This is a genomic window from Pseudoalteromonas sp. NZS100_1, assembly GCF_015864285.1.
Lineage (GTDB): Bacteria > Pseudomonadota > Gammaproteobacteria > Enterobacterales > Alteromonadaceae > Pseudoalteromonas > Pseudoalteromonas arctica.
Genome location: NZ_JADYXN010000003.1, coordinates 75859 through 89307, shown reverse-complemented (window position 1 = coordinate 89307; position 13449 = coordinate 75859). Strand labels below are relative to the sequence as shown.

12 protein-coding genes are annotated in these 13449 nt (G+C 40.1%); 1 reads left to right on the top strand and 11 read right to left on the bottom strand.

All coding sequences use genetic code 11. From position 1 onward, the window contains the following. Window positions 1-23: 23 nt before the first annotated feature. Window positions 24-473, bottom strand: coding sequence for an isoprenylcysteine carboxylmethyltransferase family protein (locus I6F66_RS02945; RefSeq protein ID WP_165740063.1), 450 nt, complete (start codon window positions 471-473; stop codon window positions 24-26). A gap of 208 nt (window positions 474-681) precedes the next feature. Between I6F66_RS02945 and I6F66_RS02940 the strand changes: the two genes are divergently transcribed. Further along, a complete protein-coding gene (locus I6F66_RS02940) occupies window positions 682-924 on the top strand; it encodes a hypothetical protein (protein WP_007583900.1) in 243 nt (80 codons plus the stop codon). Between the two features lie 4 nt (window positions 925-928). On the opposite strand, the gene I6F66_RS02935 is transcribed toward I6F66_RS02940, so the two are convergent. The 10 genes from I6F66_RS02935 to I6F66_RS02890 all read right to left on the bottom strand — a co-directional run bounded on the left by I6F66_RS02935 (window position 929) and on the right by I6F66_RS02890 (window position 13448). Next, entirely contained in the window at window positions 929-1951 is a 1023-nt protein-coding gene (locus I6F66_RS02935; RefSeq protein ID WP_165740061.1) for a hypothetical protein, read from the bottom strand. 101 nt (window positions 1952-2052) lie between these two features. Next, window positions 2053-2733, bottom strand: a complete 681-nt coding sequence (locus I6F66_RS02930; RefSeq protein WP_197208769.1) for a tRNA (adenine(22)-N(1))-methyltransferase TrmK — start codon at window positions 2731-2733, stop codon at window positions 2053-2055. Further along, window positions 2734-3672 (bottom strand): class I SAM-dependent methyltransferase, encoded by a 939-nt coding sequence (locus I6F66_RS02925; RefSeq protein ID WP_197160677.1) that lies wholly within the window; start codon window positions 3670-3672, stop codon window positions 2734-2736. 2 nt (window positions 3673-3674) lie between these two features. Beyond that, a complete protein-coding gene (gene uvrB, locus I6F66_RS02920) occupies window positions 3675-5669 on the bottom strand; it encodes an excinuclease ABC subunit UvrB (RefSeq protein WP_197160679.1) in 1995 nt (664 codons plus the stop codon). Continuing rightward, complete coding sequence (locus I6F66_RS02915) at window positions 5666-7045, bottom strand: MATE family efflux transporter (protein ID WP_197176900.1); 1380 nt, start codon at window positions 7043-7045, stop codon at window positions 5666-5668. The genes uvrB and I6F66_RS02915 overlap by 4 nt, the downstream gene beginning before the upstream one ends. 735 nt (window positions 7046-7780) lie before the next feature. Next, complete coding sequence (locus I6F66_RS02910) at window positions 7781-8005, bottom strand: hypothetical protein (protein WP_197208767.1); 225 nt, start codon at window positions 8003-8005, stop codon at window positions 7781-7783. Beyond that, a complete protein-coding gene (locus I6F66_RS02905) occupies window positions 7998-9725 on the bottom strand; it encodes a hypothetical protein (RefSeq protein ID WP_197208766.1) in 1728 nt (575 codons plus the stop codon). Before I6F66_RS02905 ends, I6F66_RS02910 begins: the two co-directional genes overlap by 8 nt. Continuing rightward, window positions 9722-10354 (bottom strand): hypothetical protein, encoded by a 633-nt coding sequence (locus I6F66_RS02900; protein WP_197208764.1) that lies wholly within the window; start codon window positions 10352-10354, stop codon window positions 9722-9724. Before I6F66_RS02900 ends, I6F66_RS02905 begins: the two co-directional genes overlap by 4 nt. Further along, window positions 10347-11312 (bottom strand): hypothetical protein, encoded by a 966-nt coding sequence (locus I6F66_RS02895; RefSeq protein ID WP_197208762.1) that lies wholly within the window; start codon window positions 11310-11312, stop codon window positions 10347-10349. The genes I6F66_RS02900 and I6F66_RS02895 overlap by 8 nt, the downstream gene beginning before the upstream one ends. Before the next feature lie 3 nt (window positions 11313-11315). Then, window positions 11316-13448 (bottom strand): hypothetical protein, encoded by a 2133-nt coding sequence (locus I6F66_RS02890; protein WP_197208760.1) that lies wholly within the window; start codon window positions 13446-13448, stop codon window positions 11316-11318. Window position 13449: the final 1 nt, after the last annotated feature.

Below are 13449 nucleotides of genomic sequence, written 5' to 3'. Positions count from 1 at the left end.
GTTTGCTTAATTTAACGTAGAGATTACAACCAGCGTTTTACGCGCGCTTTATAGGCGGTAAACTCTTCGCCAAATAATTTAGTGAGCGCACGCTCCTCGGGTATTATTTGAAAAAACGTTAAATACGCAATAAACCCTATAATACATAAAAGTGCCCACAAGGAACTTAACCAAATACCCCACCCAGCTAAAATAAATGCAAAACCTACGTACATTGGGTTACGCGAAATCCGATAAATACCGCTAGTAATAAGTTTTGACGCTTGCTCAGGTTTATTAGGGTTTACAGTGGTGTTTGCTAGTTTAAAGCTCGCCACACCTGCAATACAAAAAACACACCCTATAATGAGCAAACTTGCTGCTAAGTAGGTAATAAATGCGGTGAAATCAATAACACTGTAATGCGCAATAAGCGCCATTATGCCTGCAAAAAACAGCACAACAATAACCGGTGGGATTTTATTATTTAACATGGCAACTCACTGTATTGACTAAAGTATGTTTATTATATGGTGGCTATGCTGCCATTAAACAATATCTAAAGTGTATAAATGATGAACACACTCAAAGCTGAGCTTAAGTGAACTATACAAATTAAGTTACAATTGTCAGCTTTATCAAAAGCGCTTAAAGGTTATACTTTAACCATAAACGAATAATAAAATGATAAGGAATGAGATTATGTCTGGAACTACGATGATTGTACTTATTGTGCTAATTTCGGTTGGCTCAGGAGTGGTTTACGATATGTATAAAAAGCATCTTGAGTTTAAGCATAAAATGCAAAACAACAACAGCGATGCCCATAAACAACTAGCTGAAACAAACGCACAAGTGCTTGCACTAAAAGAGCGTGTACAAACACTTGAGGCTATTGTTACTGATTCAAGCTTTAGCGTTAAAGATGAAATTAATAAGCTTTAAATTGTTATAAATAATTTGGATATAAATGCGCGTTTTCTGGCTGCTCAATACCATGTGCAGCTAAAAAGCCACCAATAGCTTGCCCGCATCCCTGTGGTGCTCGCCCGCTGTCTATCTCAAAGTTTAACTGGTTAGCATGTTGCTTACCCATAGAGCACAGCCCTAAGGTACTTGGCGAGCGCATAGCGATACTTAAGTTACCTATTTGTTCAACCACAACGTGCTTACTAAAGCGTGCAAAACCTTTGTACTTAAATTGCTCGTTCACGTAGTCATTACTTGTAGCTACTAATGCCGTAATTAAGCCATGTAAAAAACTATTAGCAGATGAGTCTGCTGTTAAAAACGAAATAGTTTTGTTATTAAACTCGCTAAGTTGGCAACCCTCACATAAAAGCTCAACGGTATATAAATGTTGCTCAGCTACTTGCTGCTGGCTTTTAAGCTCAATACTTTTTCCTGCAAATACAATACGTTTAAGCACTTCATCAACACGACTTTTTGCACTTGCGCTTTTAACAAGCTCAGGGTTTTGCGCCATTACAGGTAAGTCGTGATGGTTATTAAATGGCGTGCTTGTTGCGCCGCTTTGCATTAACTGAAAAAGCTCTCTTACTTCATGTTCACGCGCTACTTTTAACGCTAAAAATGCAGTTTGAATAAGTTCTGAAGTAGGTAAGTTTTCCTCTACTATCCAGCGCCTGCCAAATAATAGCTTTTTGGCTTTACCTTCATTTGTAGATGCACTTTTTTGATAGTTATCTGGGCTCAGCACTGCTACTTGCAGGTAAATTTCTTCACCTTTTTGTGCAGCAAGCACTCTAAAGTGAGCCGAAAACTCAATACTCTCAAGCACTTCATTTACGCTTTGAAGCGTGTGCTTGTAACGTAAAAAATGTTGTGGCACTACCCAGCTACTATTAGCCAATTGCACGAGGGGTGCATAATAAATAGGTTGCTCGTAACTGTGTTGCCATTTTTGCTCATTGCTAAGCAAATGATTAATGTGACTCTTGTTATCTGACATAAATAAACCAAATAAACTCGCGTTGTGCGATATAAACTATGAACACATTACGTCGTCAATGTCGTAATTAGATCACATGTACGCCCTACTTTCGGGCTTTTTTAACTATCGGTGAGTTCTTGATAGTCTGTTATAACTTTTTGATAGTATGGCTTATCTTTATTAAGCATTTTATTATAATGATTTATGAGTTGCCGTTGGTACATAGCGTGTTCTGCACTACTAACATCCCACATATTATTGCCGGTATGACTAATCTCATTATTGCTACTAAAGCTCACTTCAATCACTTCATAAAAACGTTTGTTGTCGTAAACTATTTGCTCACTTACAAGCCCTAAACCTAATTGCTTTAAACCAGCTCGTAACTTATAAGTGTGGTGCACCGGGCATAAAATAAAACGAACACTCTGCAAATTATCAACGGTATTATTAGCAATAATTTGTTGTATTAAACTTAACAACAGCTCACCGCCAACACCTGCTATTACAACTACTTGGCTTTTACTTTGAGCAATTTCAATTTTGCCTACATCCTGACATAAGACCTGCCACTGCGGATTTTTATTACAGGTTTTTTGTAATTTATTTATAGATGATAATTGCGCTTCTAGGTCGTTCATTAAAGTGGCGACTATATCTACAAAAATAACCTGGTTTGCAGCTGCGCGTTTTAATAGCGCCATGCCTAAATAACCATGGTCGCAGCAGCAATCCCAAATAATATCGTGATGCTGCGAAATTAATGTATCAATGGCAGTTAGGCGTTTGCTGAGCTTCATTTAATCAGGTATTTGTGACGTTTTGTAGATAAGTGCTTTTAAGCTTCTGTCGCTGTCTACTTCAATAAAACGCTCGGTAGGGGCTAGGCGCTCAACAAATTCAATTGCGCCTTGGGTGTGCTCGTTTATTAACGCCTTAAACGCCTCTTCGCTAAGCTCTGGGCTATTAGCGCACAATAACAATTGTGTGGTATCGCAAAGTAGCTCTGGCAACCTGCGCAGCACTTTTTGATAGTCTTTAGTTAAAATAAAGCTGCCTTTTTGAAAGCTTGGCGGATCAACTATTATTAAGTCAAACGGGGCTGCTTTTTTTAGTTTTCCAAACGACTTTAAAATATCATGAGGTAAAAAACTCACGCCGCGCTCAAAACCATTTAATTGATGGTTTTGCTTACCGACTTTAAGTACGCCTTTGCTCATATCCATGTTCATTACATGATCCGCTCCGCCTTGCATGGCTGCAAGCGAAAACCCACACGTGTACGAAAATAAATTAAGCACTTTGCCATGCTTACTATTAGCCATTACAAACTCACGGCCGCTGCGCATATCGGGAAATATTCCGGTATTTTGGCGGCTCTGTAAATCAACCAAAAAACGAATGCCGTTTTCGGTTACAACATGCGGGTTAGGTAATTGCCCATAAACCACGGTGTTTTGGCTTTGTACGCCAGCGCGCTGCTGATAAACAAGTGACGTAATAAGTTCTGGCTGGTTTTTTTGTGCCCACTGCCACACAACATCGGTAAGCTCGCTTAGTGTTTGTTCGTCAATTTCGTCGTACGAAACCAAAAACAAACTTGGCGGATAAAAGTCTAAATTAATATGACTTAACGCCTCAACACTGTGGCCTCGACCATGAAAAACACGGCACAGTTCATTTTTTAAAATTGGCGCATCTTTAAGCGCAGTAATAAGAGGAGTAAAGTTTGCTGTCATTTTTAATTAATCAACTGTTGTTGTAGTTCATGTATTTCATCGCGAACAGAGCCCGCTTTTTCAAATTCTAAGTCGCTTGCGTATGCATGCATTTTGGTTTCAAGCTGCTTAATTTGTACGGTAATTTCTTTGGCGCTAAGTACCTTTTTAGAGTCTTTACGAACAAGTCTAAGGTTATCTTTAGGGCCGGCTTCTTCGCCTATATCCATCGCATCAAGAATCTTTTTGGCTAGTGAATGCGGTTCAATACCGTGTTCAATATTATAAGCATGCTGAATTTCGCGTCTGCGCGCTGTTTCGTCCATGGCCTTAGCCATCGATTTTGTGATTCTGTCGCCATATAAAATAGCGCGACCATCTAAGTGACGTGCAGCACGACCAATGGTTTGAATAATTGAACGCGCCGAGCGTAAAAAACCTTCTTTATCGGCATCAAGTATGGCTACTAGCGCCACTTCTGGCATATCCAGGCCCTCTCGAAGTAAGTTAATACCCACTAACACATCAAACACGCCAGCACGTAAATCACGAATAATTTCAACGCGTTCAACTGTGTCTATGTCTGAATGTAAGTAACGCACTTTTACGTCGTGCTCACTTAAGTAATCGGTTAAATCCTCCGACATACGTTTGGTCAAAGTGGTTACAAGTACACGCTCGCCCTTCTCTACACTTTTGTAAATTTCTGATAGGAGGTCGTCTACCTGATCGCCTACTGGGCGAACTTCAATAAGTGGGTCAAGCAGTCCTGTTGGGCGAATTACTTGCTCTGCAATTGCGCCCACACAACGCTCTAATTCAAAATCACCAGGTGTAGCCGATACATAAATTGTTTGTGGTGAAATAGCTTCAAATTCTTCAAAGCGCAGCGGCCTGTTATCCATTGCAGAGGGCATTCTGAAGCCATACTCAACTAAGTTTTCTTTACGGCTTCTGTCGCCTTTATACATCGCGCCAATTTGCGATACGGTTACGTGCGATTCATCAATAATCATCAATGCGTCGTCTGGGAGATAATCAAGTAACGTAGGCGGCGGATCGCCTGGCGTACGACCCGACAAATAGCGGCTGTAGTTTTCTATACCAGAGCAATAACCTAGCTCTCGCATCATTTCTATATCGTATTGCGTACGCTGTGTTACACGTTGTTCTTCTACTAATTTATTAGCACTGAGTAACTGGGCTCTTCGATCTTTTAGTTCTTCTTGTATTTTATCGATAGCACCGAGTATTTTTTCACGCGGGGTAACATAGTGTGTTTTTGGATAGATAGTGGTGCGTATTATATGCTTTTCGACGGCGCCAGTAAGCGGATCAAAAATACTCAAGCGCTCTATTTCGTCATCAAACATTTCTACGCGAATTGCGAAGGTGCTAGATTCTGCAGGAAATATATCAACCACTTCACCGCGTACACGATACGTACCACGGCTAAAATCTATGTCGTTACGCGTATATTGTATTTCGGCAAGGCGACGTAGCATGTCGCGTTGATCTACTTTTTCGCCCACTTTTAAAAGCAGCATCATTTTCATATATGACTTAGGGTCGCCCAAACCATAAATAGCCGATACCGACGCCACAATAATGGTGTCGCGGCGTTCAAGCAGTGCTTTGGTTGCACTTAAACGCATTTGCTCTATGTGCTCGTTTATCGAGGCATCTTTTTCAATAAAGGTGTCGCTTGATACAACATAGGCTTCTGGCTGGTAGTAATCGTAATACGATACGAAATACTCAACCGCATTTTTAGGGAAAAACTCTTTCATTTCTCCGTATAGCTGCGCGGCAAGTGTTTTATTGTGCGCCATTATTATTGTTGGACGGTTTAAATCGTTAATAATATTAGCCATGGTAAAGGTTTTACCTGTACCAGTGGCGCCTAATAATGTTTGATGTGCAAGCCCTGCTTCTAGGCCTTCGCACAGCTGTTTAATCGCTGTTGGCTGATCGCCTGCTGGTTTAAAATGTGATTTCAACTGAAAATGGTCGCTCAATTATTGCACTCCTGTAACGATTCGCCGCTCAGCGTTTCTAGTTTTTTCATAAACCATTTATACGCCACTATTGCTGTAAATAAGTTACCTAAAGCAGCGCCAATAAACAGCCCTAATAATCCGGCTATTTCGTTGCCTACATAAGCAAATGGTACATAAAATATGAATAACCGAATGACACTTAATACCAGTGCGTACATTGGTTTGTGTAAAGCATTAAACGATGAGTTTGATAATATGATCACCCCTTGTAAGCCATAGCTTAACGGGATGGTATAAATAAAGAGCTTAATTACATCTATTACGGCTTGTTCTTTACCAAACAATTGGCTTATAACACCTGAAAATGCAATGAGTAATACGTAAATAGCAAATTGCCATACCATCACAAATTTTAGTGTACCGGTATACGCTTCTTTAACGCGGCACAATTTGCCAGCCCCAAAATTTTGGCTAACAAACGGCGGCAAAGTCATAGATAGCGCAAGCACTAATATACTTGCAATAGATTCTATTCGGCTTCCCACTCCAAATGCGGCTACGGCTTCTGGCCCGTGGTGCGCAACCATAGCGGTCATTACGGCCATTGCAACCGGTGTAAGCATGTTTGCGCCGGCAGCAGGCAAACCAATTTTTAATATTTTACGAATAGCGCCAGTCACTGTTTGCTTGCCTGCTTTTAGGCTCAACAAGCGTTTTTTAACCGCTAATATATATAAAATAATAACCACAGCAACCGACCATGCAATAACACTTGCTATGGCAGCGCCTTGAATACCTAAGGCAGGTATTGGCCCAAAACCAAATATCAGTATAGGGTCGAGTACGGCGTTTATCAGCCCTGCTCCACCCATTACTATACTTGGCGTTTTTGTATCGCCACTGGCGCGCAGTACCGAGTTACCAATCATTGGGGTTATTAAAAATACACTACCGATAAACCATATATTCATGTATTCGTGTATTAACGGCAATACTTGTGCGCCCGCTCCTAGCAAAGTAAATATGGGGTCAATCAGTAAATACCCAACAGATGACAACACAATAACCAGAACCACACCAACCATTAAAGAAATACTGGCGTCAAAACGCGCTTCATCTATTTTATTACTACCGAGCGCTTTTGCTATTACCGCCGATGTACCGATCCCCAACCCTATTGCTAAGCTAATAACGGTAAAGGTAACCGGAAATGTAAAGCTCACCGCTGCAAGCGGCTCAGTGCCTAGTAAACTTATAAAGAATGTATCGACAATATTGAACATCATTAGCGTGATCATGCCGAATATCATCGGGATGGTCATCGTCTTTAATGTGGGCAAGATGGGATCGTTTAGTAAATCTGGGCGAGTCTGGGATTTTGAAATTGCGCGCATGAAATAAATAGGCCTCTTTTACTGAACGAATCATTTTAAAGCATCAAGGCAGTTCAAGCCACGGATTTATCACTACAATTGAAGTAATTAAAGAAGTAAAGATTCGAAAAAATAGTAAAACTTAGTTTTTGCATCTTTTTGTTAAAATAGAGCCTAAACACACCAAAAACCAATTAAAACACATTTTTATAACTTTTATTACAAACACCCAGTGATATATGATGCTTTTTCACACAAAGGTACTGCTTGGTTTATCGTTACGAAAAAATTCCCTCATCGAGTTGCATACATTCAGCATCAAATCATAACCCATTGTTTTATATTGAATTAAAAATAGTGATTTAAAAGCTTGAAATCGTTGTAGCACCCTAAACCATTGGTGCCGATGATGTTCTTAAAGTTTCATAAACAGAGTTATCCACAGAAACCGTGGATAACTCATTCAAACCCGCATTTATAAAGGCTTTGAGAGAGCCTCCATTTTCAGTGATATCCAACCAATTGACCATTTGTTAATTGTGGCATTTTTATAAACTCACGTGTAGCCGCCGACCAAAATTGGGTAATCGCACGGGTTACGTTGGGTAAATGTTAATTACCCAAGTAACTCGCGCGGGTTAGGATGGGTAAATACAAGAAATGCCCGAGCCTAAATAATTAAATATATCTGCTCAATTGCTACTTTTGGCCAATTTTAAAACAGCAGTTAAACACCTAACCTAACAAATTTTTAAATTAAACTTCTATTTCTGTATACGGCAACATTGGGGCTGCACCAACAATACGGCCATTTTCAACGTATGCCGCACCTGATTCAACGCTATCACCCAACACAACACTCTGGCTGCTATCACTATATTGAACGTGTGTGGTGCCGTTTGAGTTCACTGTAACCACTGTTACTATTGTTCGCTGCGTTCTATCAAGCACTGAGCCTAGCCGGTTGAGTGTGTTAGACATTGCTGATCACCTTTACCGTTTGGCTTACTGTGATAGCGCCTGAGTCGCTAATACTTGCGCTTATATCCATGTTATCGCACGTTGCTTTGTAGATGGAGTTGGCATATGTAACACCTACTAACATGCCTGGTCTAATTGGTGGTAAGTCGTTTAGTAGTTTTGTACGAATAGTGCTTTGCTGTTTGTTGCCACTATTTGCAAGCTCATATGAGCCGCGCTGCCTTGCTGCTTGGTTGTCTGTTACTAATGAGTCAACTACGTCACTTGCAAACTGATCGCCTTGCGTTCCCGCACGTTTAATTTTACACGCTACGCCTTGCTGTTCTCCGCGCACAAATACCGCGTTATTCGTTTGGTTAATTGTTTGACTTGTATTGTGCTCAAGTATTATTGAGTCGTTTAGTATTACATCACAAATAGCGTTTTCAGTATCCCAAGGCATAACAGGCCAAGCAGGTATAACTGAAACAGTTTTGTTAGCGCTGTCTATATCAAGCATTGCCCCTACCGACTTAGCAACACTTAAAAGCGCAGCTGCGGGGGTTAAATCAGTATAAGTAAATGCCCCAGTTGGTATTGGGTAATCTATCATTTTATTATCGAGTGACCAGCCTGTATTTACTAAAATATCAGACATGATCCCCGCTAACGTTTTAGCCGTTGGGTTGGCGTAGTTTGTTGCGCGAGCATATGGGGCTGATAAGAGCGCAAAGCGACCACGACAGCTTGCACTATAAATTGAATTTGCAAAGCGATTGGCAGTGCTAGGCTGCTCACAAATAACATAAAAATCGTAGCCGTTTATTGAGACTTTTAGCTCTTGGCCCAGGGCGCGTTCAAAGTCGATACGAGAACAGAACTTAAGACTACCCGTAGCACTAAACTGGCTGCGAGATACTGAGTAATTTACGCTACTAATTAGTATTTTTACGTCGTCTGAAACACGCACGCAATTAATGGTTGGCTGCATGATATATGTATTCCTAATTTGAGGCTCGATAGGTATTTTTCTGTCTATTGTTGGTATGTCATCATCACTGCGAACTAAACCACCGGGCAGGCCCCAATAACACACTTTATCAGGTGCATTGAAGCGCATTTTTATAGAGCCTGTTCGGGCTTGATATGGGGCGTTAAAGTCGAGTTTTGCATAGCCTTTAAATGGGTGGCTTCGCCAATAACAAATATATTCTTTATCTGTTTGTCCGTAGTAGATAACGAAAACTTTTTGATTTAAATCAGGGGTTACTCGCCAGTCGAACTGCCATGAACTTTCATTAATTAGGCCTGTTCTCCAAGGCATTAAAAGCGTGGTTGACTCAGTATCTAAGTTGTTTAACCACGAAATTGAATTTTGATTTTCTTCAATTGGTGTATTAGGTTTAAACGTTAATTCAAATATGTTTGAAACGTTAAGGCCTGTGCGCCAAATAGCATTTAGTTCTGTTTGTTCAGTGTCGTTTCCAGACCATTCGTTATTGAAGTTAACTTCATAACCTAAACCGCTGTTGTAATCAAAAATAATTGATGCACCAATGTTAACTGATGTCCATTCGATAGTTTGTTGCCGTTCTTTAATCGCGTGGCCATACCAATTTATTTGGTAATCAACAGCCACCTCTTTTGACTCAGGTTCAACATAATCAATGTTAAACCTGAGCTTTATTGGTGATGTAGATATTTCATTTGAGTAGCGCTGTTTAAACCTAATTTCAATCATTTAGATAAGTCTGTTATTTCTGCAATTACTCCATCTAAAATAGCGCCTGTATAAGCTAAGTCATCATCAAGAATTATGCATGTTAATAAGGGATCGACACTGTATTTTGCTGGTAGTGTTATTTTCACTGTAGGGCTATTTGCTTTGCCATAATATAAACGACTGCCATTACTTCTATCTAAGATTAACAATCGCTCTGCATTTGGATCTAAATCTATGTTTAAAGATGAAGCTGGTATATCAGTTAATCCTGTAAATACTTTTGACAAAGTAAAGCTTTTTTCAGCAATAAAATTATCAACGGTAATATCAATAAAGCTCAAGCCAGTTGTAGTATCACCGTTCGTTTTGTAATAAATTTGAACCGAATCTACATCTTGAGCTGGTAAATACTCAAACGGCCCCCAAGCGGCTCGCCTTGTATATTCAGAAACTAACCTACGTCCACCGGTTTTAAGTATTTCAACAAAGGTACACCTTGTTGAAGATCCACCGACTGCTATAAACTTGTATAAACGCTGAAATTCAACAGCAATAGGTAAAGCGGTCTTTGTTCCTGCGTAAGGAGTAAAAACAGTGCCATTTAAGTAACCATCTTGAGAAACATCACCAACATAAAGATTAGTCATCCCATACCTCAGTATTTATTAGCAGCCTATTCGATGCGCCATCTACAGATTTCAAAATTAAAAATTCATTTCCGTAATTTACGATAGCGGGCCAAATTAGCCGTAATGGATGACCAATTAAAGAAGTAAACAAGCCGGGTAACTGCCCTCTTAATGCTGGTCTCGTTTTGCTTTCAAACACTGGTTTAGAATCTCTATCTAAGCTACTTCCGTAATCTTGATGTATTAGTAAAATTGGCTCTAAATAATTAACCGGAATAGATTCAGTTTCAGGGGTTGGTTTCTTTACGGTATCTTTAATCAATGTTGGGATATACTTCCCAAAATGTTCAGCGCCGTCAGTGTCATATATATGTATAGGAGTATTATATCCATCATACTGCCTGTCATTTAAAAACATAATATTAGAGCCATAGTTAGTACCTGCGCTACCGCTTGAAAGGTCTAAATCTTCTGAAATAAATGAGCAAACAGCTATGAATTTAGACGAATCTCCTGTGATAGCATTAGACAGATCACCTACAAATAATCCTGCTTGATATAACGTTGATGGCATCTGATAACTACCTGCATAACAAAAAAAACAATAAAATGCTTTAGTTGTTCCTATAATTACCCAAGCTGTATTTTTATCCGGAAAAACCTTAAACGCTTGTTTGTATCCTGCGCGCTCTAGGTTATCAGCGTCAAATACATTTCTAGCAGACTGAACTCTAACTCCTTTATCATCATTAACACCAGATGCACTACTAAATACAACCGAGTGACCAGAACCTTTATTTTTATATGAACAAGCTAACGTTTCATCTAGCTCTTTAATCCAGCCAAGCGGTTGCTTTGAGCCATAACCTGTCACTAAGCACTTATCAATAATATTAATTAATTCACTATAATTACCGTTTACAACTTGCGGTGCGCCGGGGTCATCCCATCTATAAACTGTTGGTGTTTGAGCCATTATTTAATCCTTATTACCACGAAAACTTAGAGTTGAGTTGTCACGCGTTATTTCTGAATGTCCTGGTGAAACTGAGCGGGTTAGCATTGTTGACTTACTCGCTGCAAGCGTTTCAAATAAGAACGCTTCACCGGGGTTTAAGCCTGCGCCAAAGGACTCTTTACGTAATATGAAATACGGAGCGCCTGCAAAGCTGTTAATAGGCGTACAGTCGTTTAATGTGTCACCGCTGTATATGTTCCCCACTGATTCACCAATCACGTTGTAAGCGGTTGTTGATGTAAAAACAATGGCCCAACGCTGGGCTATTGCGCCTATATTTGTAAGCTCAATTGGGTATTGAACAGTATTAATAGCGCTTGAGGCAGCAGCACTAGAATCAGCAAAATTGTTTTGCCAAGCGGCCAGTGTGCGCTCATCTTTACTTTGCGCCTGAAAGTCACCTAGCACCTGTACGCTGCTTATTGTTGCACCTGCTGGGTATGCGCGTTTAAGCGGTGTTAATAGGCTTAATATACTACCGCTGATGCCACTAATAGTAACCAACTCAGATTGAATAGCCGTGATTATAAATGGCGGGCTAAACCCACTCACACCGGCATTTATTGTTATTTCACCTCTGCTTTTGTCATAGTTGTAATTTTCGTCTGTGGCAGACCACAAGCTTTCTCCTTGCGCATCGGCTATATCTACAAAATTAGCATCAGTTATTGCACTAATGACTTGGCCACTAGTTAATCCCTGCAGCTGAGTTCGCTCTCTATTTTGAACGCTGACTTGCCCAAATTGATGAAATATATTGACAATACCGCCTCCGGGTAATTTTGAAAGATCAAAACCGCCATCTGGCGAAGGAACCGTAACCTGAGAAACTTCGTTATAGTCGTAACGTATTGATTCGGGGTTTACATCAACTGTAAAGGTTATATCAACATAACCTGTGGCGCTCACTTCACCTGTAGCGCTAGTGCCAGTTATTGCACCGCTTAAATCGCTAGATGCGCTAAACTTAGTACCGTCTGTTGTTTGGTAGGTAATATAAAGCGAGTCTCGTGCAAAAGAGCTGTTAGGCAATTGCCATTGTTTGTGGCGCGTTTTCCTATCGCCTTTAATAATTGTAACCCCAAGGTTATCATCAACGGTGCCGCTGTAATCAACGCCGTCAATATCTGTAATAATCCCGGTTTCATAATCAATCGTTGCAAAAACATAGCCATTGGCAATAAAGCGGCCTTGTTTATCATCGGTAAAAACTTTTGTTTCATCTGTTTTTCTAAGTCGTGAATAACCGGGTAAAACAGTCTCACCTGCTGCAAGTGTTACGTTTTGGTTTGCTGCAAATGAATGGAATCTAAAGTCATCTTTACTAAAGTAATTGAGTGTAAAATATTGGTCTTTAGTTACAGCTGAATTTCTATCAAGTATTACGGATACCGTATTGCCATTGAGTGAAAGTTCAGATTGCTTTAAATCAAGAGTAACAACCTTATAAATAAAGCGCTCGTAAGGCTGACCAGAAGGAGGAAAGTAAAGCTCTTTTGTATATTTATAGCTTTGGTAACTGGCATTAAATACTGGTGAATCTATTAGTAAGTCGGGTACTTCAATGTATATTTCAGTTATATCACCGTAACTAAGTACACGGGCGGTTTTAAAACCCACTTCACTATCAGGACTTAAATTAAGCGCTTGTGTGACAGTTTTGACACTTGGCGTTAATGATCGACTTCTTTCTGCAACTCTTAGCGTTTGGCTATCTGCTTCAACACTTTCGGTTAATAAGCTTGTTCCATGATACTTAGTGCTGGCCAGTGATAAATAAGGCAGCATTTCTGCAACTGTGTCAGTGTCTTTTAAGTCAGCAGCTTCAACCAGCAATACATTTACAAGCGGATCATCTGGCTGGTCGCTTAGGAATATGTGCGCGTCCTGCAGGCGGCTTGAATCGTCAGTGCTTAGCGCTGGGTATAGCTTCACTAAATCAAATGATGAACGCGCATGGTCAATGTCACTGATTGAGCTAAATACATCGTTAAGCTTGCCACTTACAATAGCGTTGCTTGTCCGGTGTCCGCCTGCGTGTAGCTCGTTACCTATGCGCTGTGGCTTAAATATTTTTAAATCGGTTCTTTGCATT